The sequence below is a fragment of the Stutzerimonas nitrititolerans genome (assembly GCF_003696285.1).
Taxonomy (GTDB): domain Bacteria; phylum Pseudomonadota; class Gammaproteobacteria; order Pseudomonadales; family Pseudomonadaceae; genus Stutzerimonas; species Stutzerimonas nitrititolerans.
On the sequence record NZ_RFFL01000009.1, the window covers coordinates 1 to 19,473 of the forward strand.

Consider the following 19,473-nt stretch of genomic DNA (forward strand, 5'->3'; position numbering starts at 1 on the left):
CCGGGGAAACCGAGGCGTGCGAGAAGATTCGTTATACCGAGGCGGGTAGTTTTGTTGGCGGAATGGGTGGAGGAGGTGTTGCTGTACCACTTGCTAGCCGTTTGGCAGCAGCACCTATTTGCGCTGCCATTGGTTTTGGATCAGGTGGTATAGGCGGGATCGTCTGTGGCTTGGTGGTGGTTGGGGGAGCTTCGTATGCAGGAGGTGAGGGGGGCGAGTGGGTCGGGGAATGGATGGGAGAGAATATTTACGAGGTGCGGAAGTGATCGATATCAATAGCTGGCCATTGCAGTTGCAGATTGCTTTTGGTTTGGCCCCCTTCGTGATCGGAGCAATAGGACAAGTTATTACAATCTACATGGCTTATCACGACTTGGATGAAATGAAAGCAGCATTCCCTCAGAGCAACCACATCCGCAATCAGTTGACTGTGTGGTCTGGATCAGGATTCGTTGCACGCTATATGCAAGTGAACGCCATAACTGGCGCGGTGCTCCTTTCTAACTTCTATCTGCGCCGTGGAGAACTTGAGCCTGAAGAAGTGGAAAGATTTCCAAAGCATCTCAAACCTCGAATGCTTTGGTCGACGTGGCTCCTGGGTACCAGCCTTGCGTGGCTATTTTTGACAGTTGGTCTACTCAAACTCAGCGGCGTTGATTGACGACCGGACTCGAGTCGCTGGGGTGTATCGGGGAAATCCCCGGCTACGCCACCCATATGGACGAGGTTGTCAAAGCGGCCAGATACCTGAAGTACGATGGCTACATCGGCATTGCCCTGACTGGTACGGCTTCCGCCATGAAAGTGCAGGAAGTCTGCCGCGCCGGCCTCAGGCCGTGACCTGCCACTGCCGTGCCATCCGGCGGGCATTCCGCAGTTTGGTCTGCAATGTCTCGGCAGCCTCGACGGATACCAGGAGTTGCAGGTCGTGGTAACGCTCGCGCACCGCTTGTTCCAGCCAGTCGATGCGCGAGAAGGTGGCCGCGGTGCAGGTCTGGCCGTCCAGATCGTCCTGCAAATCCAGCCAGTGCGAGCGCCAGGCTTCGCGCAGGTATAGCGCGTCGAGATCGCCATTCAATCCTTGCTGCCATCCGGTAATGATGTCGCTCAGCCAATCGACTACCGTCGTGCTGGCACCACGGGCGTCAAGCTCGCTGCGCAGGCGTCGGTAGGTCTCCAGGGCAATGCGCTTTTCCGTGTCGAAGGCGGCCAGGGCAAGCCTGTCGCCCTGGCGTTCCAGCGGCAGCAGATGAGCGAAGAACTGGCGCGTCTCGAAACGCTCGGCGGCATGGAATTCGGGCGTTGCGGTGCCGTTGCTGTTGAACTGGCGCAGGGGATCGAAGGGGTACATGTAGCCGAAATCGAACAGGCGGATCTGGCCATCGTCCAGGGTGTTGCCGGGGCAAAGGTCCCACTCGAACAGGCCGCCGAGCAGCAAGGCCAGCAGCGCCTCGAAGAGCTCGACGAGCTGGCGCTCGTCCCATGTCCGTACCGGCTCGCCGTCGATCCAGGGCGAAAGCAGTACGCCGTGGCGAAAGCTGGCGTAGTGGGTATCGACGATGGCGCGCAGGCCCGTGGCGAACCGCGGATCGCGCTTGAGCGCGCGCAGTTCCGCACGCCGCTGGATCTCGTTGAGAAAGCTCGTCTGCCCATCGAGGTTCTGCACCTTGCAGCGCTCGCGGGCGCGTTTGAGCGTCCAGTCGCGGCCACCGGCGTGTATGCGGTAGACATGGGCCGTCAGCCCGCCGCTGAAGTATTCGCGCATGTAGGGCTCGGTGCCTGTGGTCGCAACCAGCTGTTCGAGCGGCAGCGGGCAGTCGGCCCGTTCGCCGATTTCCAGTTCCGCGCCGCTGGCGACGAAGGCCAGTTGGTTCCGATGGCGTTGCTGTTCCGGTGTCATGTGGCATTCCTCGCTGTGGCGATGGTTCAACGGCCCTGAACGACGATTACCCGGTCGTCGCCCTGTTCGCGAACGAAGGCATAGGGCTGCTCGGACAACTGCCGGTGGCTGCCGGCACCGATGGCCGGATGGCGCGCGCGGAACTGGCCGAGTCGCTGCCAGTGTTCGATCAGCGCGGCGATTTCCGGTTTGCCGTGGTCGTCCCAGTTCATGTCGGAGCGGGTGCCTTGGAACGGGTCGGAGCCGGTGGGTCCGAAGGGCCGCGCGCTTTCGTCGCCGTAGTAGATCTGCACCGCGCCGGGGCTGAGCAGCAGGGCGCTGGCCAGGTCGCGCTGACGCTGCAGGTCCTGGTGCCTGGCGAAGAACAGAGAGGTGTCGTGGGAGGAGGCGTAGCTCATGAAGTTGTGCTGCGGGTTGTCGGCCAGCAGCTCGGCGTAATGCGCGTAGCTGTTTTCCGCTTTGCGCAGGCAGTCGCTGACATTGCCGGCAACCTCTTCCTGAAAGCCGAAGTTGATCAGAGCGTCGAAGCCGTTGGCCGAGTAGTCACTGGTTTCCGGGCCGTGGCCGAAGACTTCGCCGACCATCCAGAAGGGTTCGCCGGCGAAGGGATCGTCCGGGTTGGCTCGTGACCAGTCGCGACGGGCTTCGTCCGCTTGCTGGCGCAGCTGTGCCCAGGCTGCCGGCTCGACATGCTTGACGGTATCGGCGCGGAAACCGTCGACGCCGAACTCGCGCACCCAGAAGCTCAGCCATTCGCTGAGGTAATCGCGCACGCGGTAGCCGTCACGCTCGACCGCGCGGGTGGGCTGTTTGTGCCTGAGGAATTCCGGCAGGCTGACGGCCGCCTCGCTCTCGGTGCGAAAGTCCGGCAGGAAGGCCAGCGAGCCCTTCAGCGGATCGATCAGGACGCTGGGCGGCGTAGGGTAGTCGGCGACGCCGGCACGTACCCAGTCCTTGCCCCACCAATTGGTCCAGGCGGGGTGCTGGTAGTCGATCAGGTTGTGGTAGGCGTGCAGGTTTTCGAAGGATTCGGGTTGCCATTGCGTCCACTGCTGCGGCAGGTATTGCGCCATGCCGTCGCGCAGCGCGCCGAAGTCGTAGCGCTGCATATCGGCCAGCGTCGAGTAGCCGGCATGGTTGAGCACCACGTCGAACAGCACGCGAATGCCGCGTGCATGGGCCTGGGCGATCAGCTCGCGCAGGTCGTCCTCGCTGCCCATGTTGGCGTCCAGCTGGGTGAAGTCCAGCGCGTAGTAGCCGTGATAGGCGTAATGGCGGAAGTCGCCCTTGTCACCGCCGCCGACCCAGCCGTGAATCTGCTCGTAGGGCGCGCTGATCCACAGCGCGCTGATGCCCAGTTCGGCCAGGTAATCGAGCTTGCCGGTCAGCCCTTTGAGGTCGCCGCCGTGAAAGGTGCCGATTTCCTCTTCGCCGTCCGGCTCGCGTCCATAGCTGCGATCGTTGCCGGGGTCACCATTGGCGAAGCGGTCGGTCAGCACGAAATAGACGTTGGCGTTGCGCCAGTCGTGGGCAGGCTCGGGCGCGGCACCATCCGCTTCGAGCAACAGCAGGCCGCCGCTGTCGGGGGCTGGCGTCAGGCTGATTCGGCCGTTGCTAACCACGGCAGTCTGTCCGCTGTAGCCATCGCGCAGGCGTTGACCGTCGGCGAACACGCCGGCGACCGGGACGTCCAGGGCTTCGCCGTTCCAAGGTTGGCATACGGTTTCGGTGGCCGCTTCTTTCTGTCGAATCGGCAACAGGCGCAGGTTGGCACCTTCTCCAGTCTGCACCAGCAGCCGATAGCGGCCCGGCTCGGTGACGCTGAAATCGAAACGACTCCGCTCATCCAGCTCATGACGCTGGAAGGGTTTGAGCGGCTGGCTGTCGGCATCTCTTGCACCGAGCACCAGCTGGCCGGGTTGCAGATCCAGCTCGGCGGCGAAGCGGTCATCGCCCAGCATCTCCCAGGACGGCTGCAGTGGCTGACCATCGAGTCGGATATGGACTGTTGGTTCTGCCTGAGCGGTCATGGCGAACAGACCGAAACAAAGGGCTAGGATAGAGGGACTAAGGGGCAGCAGAGGGCGCATATCCGACTCCGAAAGGGGGACAGGTCTTACCCCTATTCAAGCGATTTCGCGCACTGCTGTGCAGGCTGAGAACGCGGGAATCGCGGCGCCTCGGCAGCTGTCGGGCGGTGAAACTACGCCCCATGCCTACGCCCCTCATCCGCCGGTGGGGGAGGATGTTTCCCCCGCAAAGCTATTCGAGTATGGATTCACTGCCAGACCGCTCAGCGGCAAGCAGGACGTTGTGGATCAAAAATAAGAAGCCACGAGGAATACAGAGAATGAACAAAAAGCTGTTTGCAGCAGCCGCCATCGGTCTGTCCGCGACTCTTGGCCTGCCGCTGTCCGCGCAGGCCGCCATCGAAGAAGGCAAGCTGGTCGTCTGGATCAATGGCGACAAGGGCTACAAGGGCCTGGCCAAGGTGGGTGAGAAGTTCACCGCCGAAACCGGCATCCCGGTCGAGGTTGCGCATCCGGATGCGGCGACGGACAAGTTTCAGCAGGCCGCCGCCACCGGCAACGGACCGGACATCTTCATCTGGGCCCATGATCGGCTCGGCGAATGGGCACAGAGCGGGCTGATCTCGCCGATCAATCCCAGCGCCGCCAGCAAGGATGCAATCGCTGATTTCGCCTGGGACGCGGTGAGCTACGACGGCAAGCTGTGGGGCTATCCCATGGCCGTGGAAGCGCCGGCGCTGATCTACAACAAGGCGCTGGTCTCGACGCCGCCATCGAACTTCGATGAAGTCTTCGCCATTCACGAGAAGCTGGCCGCAGACGGCAAGCGCGCCATTCTCTGGGATTACAACAACACCTATTTCACCTGGGCGCTGCTGGCGGCCAACGATGGCTACGTCTTTGCCGAGAAAGACGGCGGTTATGACGTCAGCAAGACGGGCGTCAACAGCGAAGGTGCCAAGCAGGGCGCGACCGTCCTCAAGCAACTGATCGATCAGGGCGTCATGCCCAAGGGCGCCGACTACAGCGCCGCCGAGGCTGCGTTCAACAAGGGTGACTCGGCGATGTTCATCAGCGGGCCCTGGGCCTGGTCGAACATCCGCAAGAGCGGCATCGACTTCGGCGTGGCGCCGATTCCCGCGGTTGGCGACAGCCCCAGCAAACCCTTCTCCGGGGTGATGGCCGCAACCCTCAATGCCGCCAGCCCGAACCAGGCATTGGCCGTGGAGTTCCTGGAAAACTACCTGCTGCAGGTCGAAGGGCTGAAGACGGTCAACGCCGACGTGCCACTGGGCGCAGTGGTGAACAAGGCCTACATGACCGAGTTGTCCGGCGATCCCCTGATCAAGGCCACCTTCGACAGCGCCGAGCAGGGCCGGCCGATGCCGAACATTCCGCAGATGGGCGTGTTCTGGTCGGCCATGGAGCCGGCGCTGACCAACATCACCTCTGGTCGCCAATCGGTGGATGCGGCCCTGGATGACGCAGCCAAGCGCATCGTCAAGTAACTACCCGCAACCGGTGGCCCGAGTGGCCGCCGGTCACGCGCCATGAGGCCCGAATTCCGATGTCCGCCGTGAACATGCCCGCCGAACTGCCGCGCCGTGCCGCGCCCAAACTGTCCGTTCCCCGATTGCCCGCCGCCGTGCGCTGGGGGCTCTGGGGCATCTGCAATGCCTTTGCGCTGTATCTGATCGTCGCACTCTATGCCCAGGGGCAGACGGTGTTCGCGCTGCTCGGGCTGGTCGTCGCCGGGATTGCCAGCTTCGTCTTCATCAACCGCCGCGCCTACGCGCACCGATACATCTTCCCGGCCGTGGCCGGCATGCTGGTGTTTGTCATTTTTCCGCTGCTGTATACGGTGGGCATCGGCTTTACCAACTACAGCGGTACCAACCTGCTGAGTTTCCAGCAGGTGCAGCGCTATCACCTGGGCCAGACCTACCTGGCCGGCGAGCGCTTCGGTTTCAGCCTGCACCAGAACGACGACGGCGAGCTGCGCCTGAGCGTCGACAAGGGCGAGCAGGGCGTCTGGGTATCCGCGCCGCTGCAGGGCGAGCCCGAGCAGAGCGAGCCGCTGGAGATGAGCCCGGTCGGCGCGGTGGACGATCTGGGTAAGGCGCTGCCGCTGCGCGACGTGATCCGTCTGCGCAACCAGCTGGAGCAATGGGTGTTGCGCGGCAATGACGGTCATCTGCTGCGCCTGTACGGCTTGCGCGAGGTGGCGGCGGTCGAACCGCTCTATCAGTTGCAGGATGACGGGGCGCTGCTCAACAACCAGACCGGCGAACGCCTGGTCGCCAACAACGACATCGGCTTCTACGTCGATGCCGAGGGCCAGCGCGTTACGCCGGGTTATAGCGTCTACGCCGGCTGGAGCAACTTCGCCAAGGTGCTGACCGATCCGAAGATCCGTGGCCCTTTCCTGCAGATCTTCGTCTGGACAGTATGTTTCGCCGCGCTCACCGTGGTTTTCACCATGGCGGTGGGGCTGGTGCTGGCCAGCCTGCTGCAATGGGAAATGGTGCGTGGCAAGGCCTTCTACCGACTGATGTTGATCCTGCCCTATGCGGTGCCGGCGTTCATCTCGATCCTGGTGTTCAAGGGCCTGTTCAACCAGAGCTTCGGCGAGATCAACCTGATGCTCGACAGCCTGTTCGGCATGCGACCGGCCTGGTTCAGCGACCCGACGCTGGCGCGCAGCATGATCCTCATCGTCAATACCTGGCTCGGCTACCCCTACATGCTGTTGCTGTGCATGGGACTGTTGCAGGCGATCCCGCGCGACCTCTACGAAGCCTCGGCGATGGACGGCGCGAGCCCGTTGGACAATCTGCTGAAGATCACCCTGCCGCTGCTGATCAAGCCGCTGGCGCCGCTGCTGATCGCCAGCTTCGCCTTCAACTTCAACAACTTCGTGCTGATCACCCTGCTCACGCGCGGCGGGCCGGACATCCTCGGCACCACCACGCCGGCCGGCACCACCGATCTGTTGGTCAGCTACACCTACCGCATTGCCTTCCAGGATTCGGGGCAGAACTTCGCCCTGGCCGCCGCCATCGCCACGCTGATCTTCATCGTCGTCGGCGCCATGGCCTGGCTGAACCTGAAGCTTTCCAAGGTCAAGGTGTGAGAGCTCACGAAAATACGTTCGCCTACTGCGGTCGCCTCCAAGCGCCCGCTGCTGACGTTGCGTTACGCAAAAAACGGGGTCATTTGAGCTCACCAAACTCCCCCATTTTTTGCGTATCGCGCCTTGCTGCGAACTCTTGGAGCCAACCTCGCGACGGCGCCCGCAATTTTCGCAACCTCTAGGGATTACGCATATGGCCATGGTTCAACCGAAATCCGTCAAGTACCGCGTCTGGCTGACTCACGCCGCGCTGCTGGGCTTCATCGCGCTGATCGTCTTTCCGCTGCTGATGGTGGTGTCGATTTCCTTCCGCGAGGGCAACTTCGCCACCGGCAGCCTGCTGCCGGACAACCCCACGCTGGAGCACTGGTCGCTGGCGCTGGGCATTCCCTACGTGCACGAGAGCGGGCAGGTCAGCAATCCGCCGTTCCCGGTACTGACCTGGCTGTGGAACTCGATCAAGATCGCGCTGATCAGCTCGGCGCTGATCCTGATGCTCTCGACCACCAGCGCCTACGCTTTCGCGCGGCTGCGCTTCGCCGGCAAGGGGCCGATCCTCAAGGGTATGCTGATCTTCCAGATGTTTCCGCCGGTGCTGACGCTGGTGGCCATCTACGCCTTGTTCGATCAGCTCGGCGAGCACATCCGCTGGCTGGGGGTGAATACTCACGGCGCGGTGATCGTCGCCTCGCTGGGCGGCATGGCACTGCACATCTGGACCATCAAGGGCTACTTCGAAAGCATCGACGGTTCGCTGGAGGAGGCCGCCATCGTCGATGGCGCCACCACCTGGCAGGCCTTCGTGCATATCCTGCTGCCGATGAGCGTGCCGATCCTGGCGGTGGTATTCATCCTCGCCTTCATCACCAGCATCACCGAGTACCCGATCGCCTCGGTGCTGTTGATGGACGTCGACAAGCTCACGCTTTCGGTGGGCGCCCAGCAGTACCTTTACGACCAGAACTACCTATGGGGCGACTTTGCCGCCGCGGCGGTGCTTTCGGGGCTGCCGATCACCCTGGTTTTCCTCTATTGCCAGAAGTGGATTGTTGGCGGGCTGACCGCCGGAGGCGTGAAGGGCTAGATCCGGATGCGATAACAACAATGGACGAAGGGAGACGTCGAAGATGAATGCCGCCATGCCCGCACCGCTGCCGCTGATTCCGGCAAAGATGAGCAGGCCACCCATGCCCCGCGGGCTGCTCGAGCGGCCGCGTCTGGACGAGTGGTTCCAGCGCCTGGGCGAGGTACGCCTGGCGCTACTGCGGGCGCCCAGCGGTTTCGGCAAGACGACCCTGGCCTGCCAGTGGGCCGGGGCGTTCGACGGGCGTGTCGCCTGGTTGCAGCTGCATCCGGGCGACAACGATCCGCGTCAGCTCGCCCGTTACCTGCTACATGTGATCGATGCGCAGCTGGAGCACGGCTGCCCGCGCAGCCTGCTGCTGGCGGAGCAGGGCGCCGAAGTCTTCGACACGCTGCTGACCCATCTGCTGGCGGAGCTGCCGGTCGAACACGAGCCGCTGCTGCTGGTGCTGGATGATTTCGAGATATTGAGCAGCGCCGAAGTCATCGGCGCGCTGCGCTTCTTCCTGCGCAACATGCCTGCCTGGATGACGCTGCTGGTGTGCAGCCGCAGCCTGCCGGAACTGGGCGTGGCGGACTTGCGGGTCAAGCATCAACTGCTGACGGTGGACACGCCGCACCTGGCTTTCGAGACGGAAGAGGTGCAGGCGCTGCTCGACCTTGCGCTGCCGGTGGCCATCAACCGCGAGCAGGTCGAGCGCCTCAACCGGCGCATCGGCGGGTGGCCTTGCGCCCTGCAACTGGCGGTGCAGGAAGTGCAGACCGGGCGCGGGATGGATCTGTTTCTGGAAAACCTGCAGCTCGGTCATCCCTGCATTCGCGACTACATGCGCGAGCAGGTGATGGAACCGCTCGGTGCGGCGACCCTCGACTTCCTGCAGTCGACCTGCCTGCTGGAGCGCTTCGACGCGTCGCTGGCCGATCGTCTGACCCAGGGCAGCAACGCCCGTGGCATGCTCGAACAGCTCGAACGCGTCGGGCTGTTCATGCAGCCGCTGGACGGCCTGCGCCAGTGGTATGCCTACCATCCGTTGTTCGCGCTCTTTTTGCAGGGCGAGTTGCGCATCCACCAACCGCACAAGTTGTCCGACCTGCATCTGCGCGCCGCCGAAGCGCTGCTGGCGGAAAACATGCCGGAAGAGGCCGCCCGCCACGCCGTGCAGGCCGGCTGTGCGGTGCAGGTTGGCAAGGTGCTGGAGCGCCACGGCAAGCAGTTCTATCGCCAGGGTCGCCTGGGTCTGTTGCAGCAATGCCTGGAAACCCTGCCGGAGGCGGTCATCGCCGGCTCGCCGCTGTTCACCCTGCTGCAGGCCTGGGTGTCGCAGAACTCTTACCAGTTCGACCAGGTAGAACGCTGGTTCGAGGCCGGCGAACAGGCCTTGCAGGAAAGCTGCTCGGAAGAGGACTGGGCGCGCATCGTCAGCGAGTTCAACGCGGTACGTGCGCAGGTGGCGATGAACCGCGGCGACGAGCAGCAGGCCATCACCCTGGCCAATGAAGCGCTGGCGTGTGAGCCGCTGATCATGCGCACCTCCCGGGTGGCGGCGCTGTCGGGGCTGGCCGAGGCGCACTTCGTCCAGGGGCTGCTGCCCCAGGCGCAGAAACAGTACGAGGAGGCCGAGCGCCGCGCCCGGGAGATTCGTGCCTCGCACCTGGTGGTGTGGAACCTGTGCCAACTGTCGGAAATCGCCATCGCCCAGGGCTATCTGCAGAAGGCCTATTCGCTGCAGGAGCGCGCCATCCAGTACGTCGAGCAGGCCGAGTTGCAGGCGACGCCGATCATGGAGTTCATCTACCGGGTACGTGGCCAGGTCCTGCTGGAATGGCACCACCTGGACGCCGCCGAGCAGTGCGCGCTGCAAGGCATCCAGATTCTCGAGGACGTCGGCGATCGCTGGTTCCTGCAATGCTATGCGCTGCTCGCAGGCATCGCGCACGCGCGTGGCCAGCAGGCCGTCTGCGCCGACTACATCGGCAGGATGCAGAGCATGCTGGCCGACGACGACTACCACATCGACTGGCTGGCCAACGCCCATGCGGTGATGCTCAGCTACTGGGATTCGACCCAGGACAAGGCCGCTATCCAGCAGTGGCTGCTCACCGCGCCCGGGTTGCAACGCGGGCTCAACCACTTCGCCCAGCTCAACGGCCGCAACCATATGCGCGCCCACCTGTCGCTGAAACAGCCGGAAAAGGCGCTGCCGATCCTGCGCCAGCTGCAGGCCGACGCCGAGCAGCACGGCCTGGTCATGGACCTGAATCGCAATCACATCCTGCTGGCGCAACTGCACTGGCAGCGGGAAGGGCGCCAGCAGGCGCTGGATCATCTGCAGCAGGCGCTGACGCTGGCCAGCAGCACCGGCGCCATCGGCAGCTTCCTGCGCATTGGCAAGCCGCTGATCGTCATGCTCAAGGCACTGCAACACGAGCGGCAGCTGGACGAGCTGGAAAGCCAGCGCGTGGACCGGCTGATCCAGCTGGCGCAGCAGCAGCGTGACTTCAGCCGCGCGATTCGCATCACGCTCGACGAGGCGGTGATCCAGGACATCATCAACCGCCCTGACGTGCCCGAACTGATCCGCCATTCGCCCCTGACCCGGCGTGAATGGCAGGTGCTCAGCCTGATCCACGCCGGGCAGTCCAACGAGCAGATCGCCGAACACCTCAACGTGGCGCCCACCACTATCAAGACGCACATCCGCAGCCTCTACCAGAAGCTCAACATTACCCACCGCAACGAGGCCGTGCAGCTGGCGCGCAGCCTGCTGAGCAAGATCCAGGGCGAGTAACGCCTCGGCAACCGAGAGGATAGAGCTGCCTACTCCCGGGCTCCGGCCATGAACACCCGCTCCCCTCGAGGGAGAGGGCGGGGGCACCCGGCCAGAGAGAGGGGGTGAACGTCCGGCCTCGAATTACGCCCCCTTCGTCCCGCTCGCTACGCCTGCCCTGTACGCCGAACCAATCCATGCGCAGGAGGATGTTGCGACCCTCTGCCGCACCTAGAGTGGCTGCGTGTTTCCCTCATCTCGAAGGTCAGCAGTATGAATCGCAATGACTGGTGGCGCGGTGGCGTCATTTATCAGGTTTATCCACGCAGCTTTTTCGACAGCAACGGCGATGGCGTCGGCGATCTGCTGGGCGTTGTCGAGAAGATCGACTACATCGCCAGCCTCAACGTCGATGCCATCTGGCTGTCGCCGTTCTTCACCTCGCCGATGAAGGATTTCGGCTACGACGTTTCCGACTATCGCGGCGTCGATCCGCTGTTCGGCACCCTGGAAGACTTCAAGCAGGTCATAGCGGCGGCCCACGCACGTGGCATCCGTATCCTGATCGACCAGGTGCTCAATCATTCCTCCGACCAGCACGCCTGGTTCAAGGAAAGCCGCTCGAGCCGCGACAACCCCAAGGCCGACTGGTACGTGTGGGCCGATGCCAAGGACGACGGCACGGTGCCCAACAACTGGCTGTCGGTGTTCGGCGGGCCGGCCTGGACCTGGGACAGCCGGCGCAAGCAGTACTACCTGCACAACTTCCTTTCCAGCCAGCCGGACCTCAACTTCCACTGCGAGGCCGTCCAGCAGCAGCTGCTCGAAGACATGGAGTTCTGGCTGCAACTGGGCGTCGACGGCTTCCGCCTGGATGCCGCCAACTTCTACTTCCATGATCGCGAGCTGCGCAACAACCCGCCGAATCACGAAATTCGCGAAGGCAGCATCGGCGTGCGCGTGGACAACCCTTACGCCTTCCAACAGCACATCCACGACAAGACCCAGCCGGAGAACCTTGGCTTTCTGCGGCGCATCCGCCAGTTGCTCGAGCGCTATCCGGGCAGCGCCACGGTGGCTGAAATCGGCTGCGACCATTCCCTGCGCACCATGGCGAGCTACACCGGCGGTAGCGATGCGCTGCACATGGCCTATTCCTTCGATCTGCTCACCGAGCAATGCAGCCCGGAATTCCTGCGGCGAACCATCGACTCCGTCGAACGCGAGCTGGCCGACGGCTGGCCCTGCTGGTCGATCGGCAACCACGACGTGGTACGGGTGATGAGCCGCTGGGCGCTGGGCGAGCCGGACCATATGCGCGGTCGCCTGTTCATGGCGATGTTGCTGTCGATGCGTGGCAGCGTCTGCCTGTACCAGGGTGAGGAGCTGGGGCTGGACGAAGCCGATCTGTCGTTCGAGCAACTGGTCGATCCCTACGGCATTCGTTTCTGGCCCGAATTCAAAGGGCGCGACGGTTGCCGCACGCCCATGCCCTGGCATGACCAGGACCAGCATGGCGGTTTCAGCCGCGAGCAGCCCTGGTTGCCACTGGCGGACAAGCACTTGCCGCTGTCAGTCGCCGCGCAGGAGCCGAATGCCGATTCGATGCTCAACACCTATCGCCGCTTCGTGGCCTGGCGTCAGGATCAGCCGATGCTCACCGACGGCAGCATGCACACTCTTCACCATGACGAGGCGTTGCTGGTGTACGAGCGCCGACTTGGCGATCAGACCTGGGTGTGCCTGTTCAACCTCGGCGACAGCGCGCGGCACTTCGATCTCGGTGCGTCGGTCCAAGCGCTCGATGCGCCGTCCGCTTCGGCGGTTTTCGACGGTCAGTGCGTACACTTGCCGGCAAACGGGTTCGGCTTCGCTCGCCGGCTTGCCTGAGCCTGATGATGTTCGCCGCCGCCATTCACCGCGGCGGCTGCTTGAAGGAGAACAACAAGAATGGCCAGCGTGACGCTGCGTAATATTTGCAAGAGTTATGAGGGGGTGCCCATCACTTGCGGCATCGACCTGGACATCGCCGATGGCGAGTTCGTGGTATTCGTCGGGCCGTCGGGCTGCGGGAAGTCGACCTTGTTACGCCTGATCGCCGGGCTCGAGGACATCACCGATGGCGAGCTGCAGATCGACGGCGAACGAGTCAACGAGCTGCCGCCGATGGACCGTTCGGTAGGCATGGTCTTCCAGTCCTATGCGCTTTATCCACACATGAGCGTTGCCGAGAACATGGCCTTCGGCCTCAAGCTGGCCAAGGTCGACAAGAGCGAAATCCACCAGCGGGTGGAAAGTGTGGCGAAGATCCTGCAACTCGATCAATTGCTGGAGCGCAAGCCCAAGGACCTTTCCGGCGGCCAGCGTCAGCGCGTCGCCATCGGGCGGACCATGGTGCGCGAGCCGAAGGTCTTCCTGTTCGACGAACCGCTGTCGAACCTTGACGCCTTCCTGCGCGTACAGATGCGCATCGAGATCTCACGCCTGCACCAGCGCCTCAAGGCCACCATGATCTACGTCACCCACGATCAGGTCGAAGCCATGACCCTGGCCGACAAGATCGTCGTGCTCAACGCCGGGCGCATCGCCCAGGTGGGGCCGCCGCTGGAGCTCTATCACTACCCGCAGAACCAGTTCGTGGCCGGCTTCATCGGTTCGCCCCAGATGAATTTCCTGCCGGTACGGGTCCTGCGCGCCGATGCGCAAGCGGTGGAAGTGGAGATGCCGGGCGGCAGCGCGATGCGCGTGGCGGTCGATGGCAGCCAGGTCAGCGCCGGGGATGCGTTGACGCTGGGTGTCAGGCCGGAACACTTCGTCGATGTGGAGGGGGCCGACTTCGTCTTTCATGGCCAGATCGCCGTGGCTGAACGGCTAGGTGACCACAATCTGCTGCATCTCGATCTCGAAGGGCTGGAGGCAACCATGACGGTTTGCAGCGACGGCAACCGCCGCGTGGCGGCCGGTCAATCCCATAGCGCGGGTATCGTAGCCAGCAAGTGCCACTTGTTTCGCGCGGATGGCGAAGCCTGTGCCCGTCACTACCGGGAGCCTGCGCTCCACGGCTGACGGGCTGTGGCTCGTTCGGGAAAGGGTGATCAGTGGCTGAGCTTGAGGCCCACCAGGCCGGTGCAGATCAGCAGGACGCTGCCCAGGCGGAACAGGCTCACTGATTCGCCGAACAGGATGATCCCGGCAATCACGGTGCCCACCGCGCCAATGCCGGTCCAGATGGCGTAGGCGGTGCCCAGCGGCAGGGATTTCATCGCGAGGCCGAGCAGCCCCACGCTGATTGCCATGGCGGCGACGGTCAGGCAGGTGGGTAAAGGGCGGGTGAAACCTTCGGTGTACTTTAGGCCGACGGCCCAGCCGATCTCGAACAGGCCGGCGAAGAACAGGATGATCCAGGACATACGGGCTCCAACAAGAAAGTCGGGGCCGTCCCCTGGTGGATCGCTCGGAAGAGCGGTGAGGTCGTCCTCACGCGGGCTTATTTTGCACATCGGCCCGTTTGGGGCAAGGCTGTGATGCCCAGTGGAGCGATGCACAGGCGAATTCATGCGGTCGCAACGCATAAGGCCGAACAAGTTCGGCCCTACGGTTGTGCACAGTCCGCGCCGATGCGATCCATGTAGGGCCGAATTAATTCGGCCACTGTCGGATGTATCAGATACCCTGCGGAATCTCTTCGCCGCCCAGCGCCTCGAACAGCGCCGGCAGGAATTCGCCGAAGGTCAGCATCATCAGCAGGAAGCTGGCGTCCTGCTGGCCGAGGTCGTCATCGCCACCGTCCTGTTCGGCCTTCTCCTGCAGCATTTCCTCGAAGCGCAGGCGCTTGATCACCATCTTGTCGTCGAGCACGAAGGACAGCTTGTCCTGCCAGGCCAGCGCCAGCTGGGTGACCTGCTTGCCGACTTCCAGGTGCTGCTGAATCTCGTCGCTGGTCAGGTCCTGGCGCTTGCAACGCACCACGCCGCCGTCTTCATGGGTGTCGCGCAGCTCGCACTCGTCGAGCACGAAGAAATCGTCGGCCGCCTTCTGGGTCTTTACCCATTCGGTCATGGTGGCGGGCGGGGCGACCTTCACGGTCAGCGGGCGCACCGGCAGCGAGCCGATGGCTTCGCGCAGGGTGGATAGCAGATCTTCGGCGCGCTTGGGGCTGGAGGCGTCGACCAGAATCAGCCCCTGCTGCGGCGCGATAGCAGCGAAGGTGCCGGACTTGCGAATGAAGGCGCGCGGCAGGAAGGCCTGGATGATGTCGTCCTTGAGCTGCTCGCGCTCCTTCTTGTAGACCTTGCGCATCTGCTCGTTTTCGATCTCGTCGACCTTTTCCTTGAGCGCGTCCTTGACCACGCTGCCGGGCAGGATGCGTTCTTCCTTGCGGGTGGCGATCAGCAGGAAGCCCTGGCTGGCATGCACCAGCGGCGCGTCCGCGCCCTTGCCCAGCGGGGCGACGAAACCATAGGTGCTCAGCTCCTGGCTCGCGCATGGGCGGGCGGGTTTGGCGGCCAGCGCGGCTTCAAGTGTCTCGGCATCGAAGGGGACGTTCTGGGTGAGACGGTAGACGAGCAGGTTGCGAAACCACATGGCGTTTTGAAACTCCGGTAAAAGCAAAGCGCGCATTATTCCCTCAGCGGGAACCGAGGCCAACCCTGCGCCGATGGAAACCACGAAATCGTCAATAAACAGAGGGGTTCCTAAGTCTTTGGAAGTTCTGCAATTTTTTTTGCAAAAGGGGCTTGCCAAGGTCCGGAACCCTCTCTAGAATGCGCCCCACTTCGAGAGCAAACGCAAACAAGCGAATGCACTGAATGGGTGATTAGCTCAGCCGGGAGAGCATCTGCCTTACAAGCAGAGGGTCGGCGGTTCGATCCCGTCATCACCCACCACTCTCGAGGTTTAGCGCAGCGGTAGTTCAGTCGGTTAGAATACCGGCCTGTCACGCCGGGGGTCGCGGGTTCGAGTCCCGTCCGCTGCGCCATATTCACTTCCTGGGTCCACTGAACGCCCGGAAGTATCAACAAAAGCGGCCATTGGCCGCTTTTGTCGTTTCTGCACCATGAATTCTCGTGGCGCCTCCGATTTCCTCTCACGCTTCCTTTTTGCTTGCCGGTGCCGATCGTGGCTGCGTCGTGGGTGGCATGCATAAAAAGTCCGCATCCGTTGTCGTAGCCGAGTGGCCGGCAGGTCGTCCATTCATGGCAAGGGGTTGCGAATGTCTCGAACGGAAAAACAGAAGATGCTGGCCGGCGAGCTGTACAACGCCGCCGATGCCGAATTGCAGGCGGACATGACAGCAACGATGAACTGGCTGTCCCGCTACAACGCCGCTGTTGCACTTGCGGTCGATGAGCGTCGGAAGCTGCTGGTTGAGCGTTTCGCCGCGGTTGGCGAGGGCGTGAATATCCGTCCGCCGTTCCACTGCGATTACGGCTTTAACATCAGTCTGGGCGAAGGCGTGTTCCTCAATTTCAACTGCGTGATCCTGGATGTGGTCGCGGTGACCATCGGTGACAAGACCCAGATCGGTCCAGGCGTGCAGATACTCACGGCGGATCATCCCCGCGATGCGGCGCAGCGCGAGTCGGGTCTCGAGTTCGGTCGGCCGATCAATATCGGGCGCAACGTCTGGATCGGTGGCGGGGCGATCATCCTGCCTGGCGTGACCATCGGCGACGATGCGTTGATCGGTGCTGGAAGCGTGGTGACGCGTGACGTGCCTTCGGGCAGTACGGCGTTCGGCAATCCGGCCCGGATTCGAGAGTAGTGATGCAGATCACCGAAGCGAGCCGTATCGGCCGTCGCCTGGCCGAAGCGCGGTAGCCAGCGCTCGTGCCTGCCTGATAAGCTCGGCCACTGCTTTTTTGCGACATCCCTTTCAGCGTTATAAGGAAACAGCATGAGACATCAACGTTTGGCGCCGGCGATTGCCCTGGTGGGCCTGGTTCTGGCGGGCTGCGACAGCGAGACCAGCGTAAAGCTGGACACGCCGGCGCAGAAGGCGTCCTACGGCATCGGTCTGAACATGGGCAAGAGCCTGGCGCAGGAAGGGATGGATGATCTCGACTCGACTGCTGTTGCGCAGGGTATCGACGATGCCCTGACCAAGCAGGAGCAGAAGCTGACCGACGAGGAGCTGATGGAGGCCTTTGCCTTCCTGCAGACCCGCGCCGAAGAGCGCATGGTCGAGATGAACAAGGAAGCGGTAGCGGCGGGCGAGAAATTCCTCGCGGACAACGCCAAGCGCGAAGGTGTGAAAACCACCGATTCCGGCCTGCAGTACGAAGTCATCAAGCAGGCCGATGGCGCGCAGCCGACCGCCGAAGATGTCGTCACCGTTCACTACGAAGGCAGCCTGGTCGACGGTACCGTCTTCGACAGCTCCATCAAGCGCGGCAGCCCGATCGACCTGCCGGTCGGTGGTGTGATTCCGGGCTGGGTCGAAGGTCTGCAGCTGATGCATGTCGGTGAGAAGTACAAGCTGTACATCCCCAGCGAACTGGCCTACGGCGAGCAGAGCCCGAGCCCGCTGATTCCGGCTAATTCGGTACTGATATTCGAACTCGAACTGCTAGGCATCAAGGGTGACGAATCCCAGGCGCCGACAGAAGAGCCCGCACCGGAAGCCGCCGAGCCTGCCACCGAGCAGTAATCGAGCCGCTTCACCGAACACCGCTTTCCCGCAAGGGTTGGCGGTGTTTTTGTTTGTGGGGTGTGTGTTTGGTGGGGCAGGTAGGGAGATGCGTGCCGACGCGTTGCTTTTGCTAGCAAGCTCGGAGGTGAGGTCGATGGCCCCTCTCCCCCTGTGGGAGAGGGGTTGGGGAGAGGGGTTAAGTTGCGTGCGGGCTTTATTCCCCCCCCCCCCCCCCCCCCCCCCCCCCTAGCCCTCTCCCGCCAAGGGAGAGGGGATCAGTGCGCGTGGGGCGTGGCTTTGGTGAGGAGTCCTACGGCCACAAAAAAGCCCCGGTATGAACCGAGGCTTTCAGATTTGGCTCCGCGACCAGGACTCGACTGCGCAGCAGAGCGCGCTTCAGCGCGGCCCCGAAGGGGTGAGGCCCTTGGGCCGAATAACCTGGGACGTAGTCCCAGGTGAGAGTCCCATGGCCACAAAAAAGCCCCGGTATGAACCGAGGCTTTGAATTTGGCTCCGCGACCAGGACTCGAACCTGGGACCCAATGATTAACAGTCATTTGCTCTACCGACTGAGCTATCGCGGAACTGCGGTGCGTATCCTACTGTTTGTTAAAGGGAAGTCAAGCCCTGGCGGATCAGATCACCTGCACGATGGCGTCGGTGACGTGGTCCAGGTTGTTGTGGTTCAGCGCGGCCGCGCAGATGCGCCCCGTGCCGATGGCGTAGACGCCGAATTCCACGCGCAGGCGCTCGACCTGTGCTGCCGTCAGTCCGGAATAGGAGAACATGCCGCGTTGCTTGGCGACGAAGCTGAAGTCCTGCCTGGCGCCTTTTTCGGCCAGCTGGCGGACCATGGTCAGGCGCATTTCCTGGATGCGGGTGCGCATCTCGCCCAGTTCGGCTTCCCACATGGCGCGCAGTTCCGCGTTGTTGAGCACGGCGGAAACCACGGTGGCGCCGTGAGTCGGCGGGTTGGAATAGTTGGTGCGGATCACGCGCTTGATCTGCGACAGCACGCGGGCCGATTCTTCGCGGCTCTGGGTGACCATCGACAGCGCGCCGACGCGCTCGCCGTACAGCGAGAAGGATTTGGAGAACGAGCTGGAGACGAAGAAGGTCAAGCCGGACTCGGCGAACAGGCGCACGGCCGCGGCGTCTTCCTCGATGCCGTCACCGAAGCCCTGATAGGCGATGTCGATGAAAGGTACGTGGTCCTTGGCACGCAGGACGTCCAGTACCTGTTTCCAGTCTTCGGGTAGCAGGTCGACGCCGGTGGGGTTGTGGCAGCAGGCGTGCAGCACGACGATGGAGCGCGGAGGAAGATTCTTCAGGTCCTCGAGCATGCCCGCGCGGTCGATGCCATGGCTGGCGGCATCGTAATAGGCGTAGTTCTGCACGGGGAAGCCGGCGGACTCGAACAGGGCGCGATGATTTTCCCAGCTCGGGTTGCTGATGGCGACCACGGCATCCGGCAGGATGCGCTTGAGGAAGTCGGCACCGATCTTCAGTGCGCCGGTGCCGCCCAGGGCCTGGCTGGTCACCACGCGGCCGTCGGCTACCAGGGCCGAATCCGCACCGAACAGCAGTCCCTGGACCGCCATGTCATAGCTGGCGATGCCTTCGATGGGCAGGTAGCCGCGCGGTGCATTCAGCTCCAGGCGGGCCATCTCCGCCGCGGCGACCGCGCGCAGCAGGGGAATGCGACCTTCTTCGTTGTAATAGACGCCAACCCCCAGGTTGACCTTGTTCGGCCGCGTGTCGGCGTTGAAGGCTTCATTGAGGCCGAGAATCGGATCGCGCGGCGCCATTTCGACAGCAGAGAACAAACTCATGGTGGGGAGGCTCGAAGAGAAGAGGGTGAGTGATACGGCGCCCTCGCTTCATGCAGAGGGCTGCGGGCAAACGGGCAGGATTATAGCCATCCTGGG

Annotated in this window: 14 protein-coding genes, 3 tRNA genes and 1 pseudogene; 12 read left to right on the plus strand and 6 right to left on the minus strand. The window is 63.1% G+C overall.

The annotated features are described in order from the left end of the window. Both EA795_RS21305 and EA795_RS12365 read left to right on the plus strand, forming a co-directional pair. Nucleotides 1-266: pseudogene (locus EA795_RS21305) on the plus strand (hypothetical protein); the annotation flags it as partial. After that, the gene (locus EA795_RS12365; protein WP_122077589.1) at nt 263-661 is read left to right on the plus strand and encodes a hypothetical protein; all 399 of its coding nucleotides are present in this window, start codon (nt 263-265) and stop codon (nt 659-661) included. The pseudogene EA795_RS21305 and the gene EA795_RS12365, both read left to right, overlap by 4 nt. Before the next feature lie 168 nt (nt 662-829). Here EA795_RS12365 and EA795_RS12375 read toward each other — a convergent pair whose 3' ends face one another. Next, nucleotides 830-1,900 (minus strand): hypothetical protein, encoded by a 1,071-nt coding sequence (locus EA795_RS12375; RefSeq protein WP_122077593.1) that lies wholly within the window; start codon nt 1,898-1,900, stop codon nt 830-832. A gap of 26 nt (nt 1,901-1,926) precedes the next feature. After that, nucleotides 1,927-3,990: an alpha-amylase gene (locus tag EA795_RS12380; RefSeq protein WP_043942558.1), complete on the minus strand. Its 2,064-nt coding sequence runs from the start codon at nt 3,988-3,990 to the stop codon at nt 1,927-1,929. A gap of 260 nt (nt 3,991-4,250) precedes the next feature. Here EA795_RS12380 and malE point away from each other — a divergent pair, with 260 nt between their 5' ends. The 6 genes from malE to malK all read left to right on the plus strand — a co-directional run bounded on the left by malE (nt 4,251) and on the right by malK (nt 13,980). Beyond that, nucleotides 4,251-5,438, plus strand: a complete 1,188-nt coding sequence (malE, locus tag EA795_RS12385; protein ID WP_122077595.1) for a maltose/maltodextrin ABC transporter substrate-binding protein MalE — start codon at nt 4,251-4,253, stop codon at nt 5,436-5,438. Nucleotides 5,439-5,497: 59 nt separating this feature from the next. Beyond that, on the plus strand, nt 5,498-7,063 hold the full coding sequence (malF, locus tag EA795_RS12390) for a maltose ABC transporter permease MalF (RefSeq protein WP_014852448.1): 1,566 nt from the start codon (nt 5,498-5,500) through the stop codon (nt 7,061-7,063). A 193-nt stretch (nt 7,064-7,256) separates the two neighbouring features. Next, nucleotides 7,257-8,147: a maltose ABC transporter permease MalG gene (malG, locus tag EA795_RS12395; RefSeq protein WP_014852449.1), complete on the plus strand. Its 891-nt coding sequence runs from the start codon at nt 7,257-7,259 to the stop codon at nt 8,145-8,147. A gap of 43 nt (nt 8,148-8,190) precedes the next feature. Then, nucleotides 8,191-10,935 carry an HTH-type transcriptional regulator MalT gene (gene malT, locus EA795_RS12400; protein ID WP_122077597.1) on the plus strand — a complete coding sequence of 915 codons (2,745 nt, stop codon included), beginning with the start codon at nt 8,191-8,193 and terminating at the stop codon, nt 10,933-10,935. Between the two features lie 252 nt (nt 10,936-11,187). Beyond that, a complete protein-coding gene (locus EA795_RS12405; protein WP_122077600.1) occupies nt 11,188-12,804 on the plus strand; it encodes an alpha-amylase family glycosyl hydrolase in 1,617 nt (538 codons plus the stop codon). Nucleotides 12,805-12,864: 60 nt separating this feature from the next. After that, nucleotides 12,865-13,980, plus strand: a complete 1,116-nt coding sequence (gene malK, locus EA795_RS12410; RefSeq protein ID WP_122077603.1) for a maltose/maltodextrin ABC transporter ATP-binding protein MalK — start codon at nt 12,865-12,867, stop codon at nt 13,978-13,980. Between the two features lie 29 nt (nt 13,981-14,009). Here malK and sugE read toward each other — a convergent pair whose 3' ends face one another. After that, nucleotides 14,010-14,324, minus strand: coding sequence for a quaternary ammonium compound efflux SMR transporter SugE (gene sugE / locus EA795_RS12415; protein ID WP_122077605.1), 315 nt, complete (start codon nt 14,322-14,324; stop codon nt 14,010-14,012). Between the two features lie 253 nt (nt 14,325-14,577). Next, nucleotides 14,578-15,498 (minus strand): recombination-associated protein RdgC, encoded by a 921-nt coding sequence (gene rdgC, locus EA795_RS12420; protein ID WP_122077607.1) that lies wholly within the window; start codon nt 15,496-15,498, stop codon nt 14,578-14,580. Nucleotides 15,499-15,724: 226 nt separating this feature from the next. Here rdgC and EA795_RS12425 point away from each other — a divergent pair. From EA795_RS12425 to bamJ, 4 genes are all read left to right on the plus strand, one after another. After that, nucleotides 15,725-15,800, plus strand: a tRNA-Val gene (locus tag EA795_RS12425). Between the two features lie 15 nt (nt 15,801-15,815). Continuing rightward, nucleotides 15,816-15,892 (plus strand) — tRNA-Asp (locus EA795_RS12430). A gap of 234 nt (nt 15,893-16,126) precedes the next feature. Further along, nucleotides 16,127-16,678: a sugar O-acetyltransferase gene (locus tag EA795_RS12435; protein WP_122077609.1), complete on the plus strand. Its 552-nt coding sequence runs from the start codon at nt 16,127-16,129 to the stop codon at nt 16,676-16,678. A 132-nt stretch (nt 16,679-16,810) separates the two neighbouring features. Continuing rightward, nucleotides 16,811-17,563 carry a BamJ family beta-barrel-assembly machinery protein gene (bamJ, locus tag EA795_RS12440; RefSeq protein ID WP_122077612.1) on the plus strand — a complete coding sequence of 251 codons (753 nt, stop codon included), beginning with the start codon at nt 16,811-16,813 and terminating at the stop codon, nt 17,561-17,563. Nucleotides 17,564-18,053: 490 nt separating this feature from the next. On the opposite strand, the gene EA795_RS12445 is transcribed toward bamJ, so the two are convergent. Further along, a tRNA-Asn gene (locus tag EA795_RS12445) sits at nt 18,054-18,129 on the minus strand. Between the two features lie 51 nt (nt 18,130-18,180). Further along, on the minus strand, nt 18,181-19,377 hold the full coding sequence (locus EA795_RS12450; RefSeq protein ID WP_122077614.1) for an amino acid aminotransferase: 1,197 nt from the start codon (nt 19,375-19,377) through the stop codon (nt 18,181-18,183). Nucleotides 19,378-19,473: the final 96 nt, after the last annotated feature.

What these genes read in the sequence shown, in the direction of transcription:
- EA795_RS12375 (WP_122077593.1), bottom strand. Translation starts at nt 1,900, where the DNA reads ATGACACCGGAACAGCAACGCCATCGGAACCAACTGGCCTTCGTCGCC.
- rdgC (WP_122077607.1), bottom strand. Translation starts at nt 15,498, where the DNA reads ATGTGGTTTCGCAACCTGCTCGTCTACCGTCTCACCCAGAACGTCCCC.
- malF (WP_014852448.1), top strand. Translation starts at nt 5,498, where the DNA reads ATGTCCGCCGTGAACATGCCCGCCGAACTGCCGCGCCGTGCCGCGCCC.
- sugE (WP_122077605.1), bottom strand. Translation starts at nt 14,324, where the DNA reads ATGTCCTGGATCATCCTGTTCTTCGCCGGCCTGTTCGAGATCGGCTGG.
- malG (WP_014852449.1), top strand. Translation starts at nt 7,257, where the DNA reads ATGGCCATGGTTCAACCGAAATCCGTCAAGTACCGCGTCTGGCTGACT.
- bamJ (WP_122077612.1), top strand. Translation starts at nt 16,811, where the DNA reads ATGAGACATCAACGTTTGGCGCCGGCGATTGCCCTGGTGGGCCTGGTT.
- EA795_RS12450 (WP_122077614.1), bottom strand. Translation starts at nt 19,377, where the DNA reads ATGAGTTTGTTCTCTGCTGTCGAAATGGCGCCGCGCGATCCGATTCTC.
- EA795_RS12405 (WP_122077600.1), top strand. Translation starts at nt 11,188, where the DNA reads ATGAATCGCAATGACTGGTGGCGCGGTGGCGTCATTTATCAGGTTTAT.
- EA795_RS12380 (WP_043942558.1), bottom strand. Translation starts at nt 3,990, where the DNA reads ATGCGCCCTCTGCTGCCCCTTAGTCCCTCTATCCTAGCCCTTTGTTTC.
- malE (WP_122077595.1), top strand. Translation starts at nt 4,251, where the DNA reads ATGAACAAAAAGCTGTTTGCAGCAGCCGCCATCGGTCTGTCCGCGACT.
- EA795_RS12435 (WP_122077609.1), top strand. Translation starts at nt 16,127, where the DNA reads ATGTCTCGAACGGAAAAACAGAAGATGCTGGCCGGCGAGCTGTACAAC.
- malT (WP_122077597.1), top strand. Translation starts at nt 8,191, where the DNA reads ATGAATGCCGCCATGCCCGCACCGCTGCCGCTGATTCCGGCAAAGATG.
- malK (WP_122077603.1), top strand. Translation starts at nt 12,865, where the DNA reads ATGGCCAGCGTGACGCTGCGTAATATTTGCAAGAGTTATGAGGGGGTG.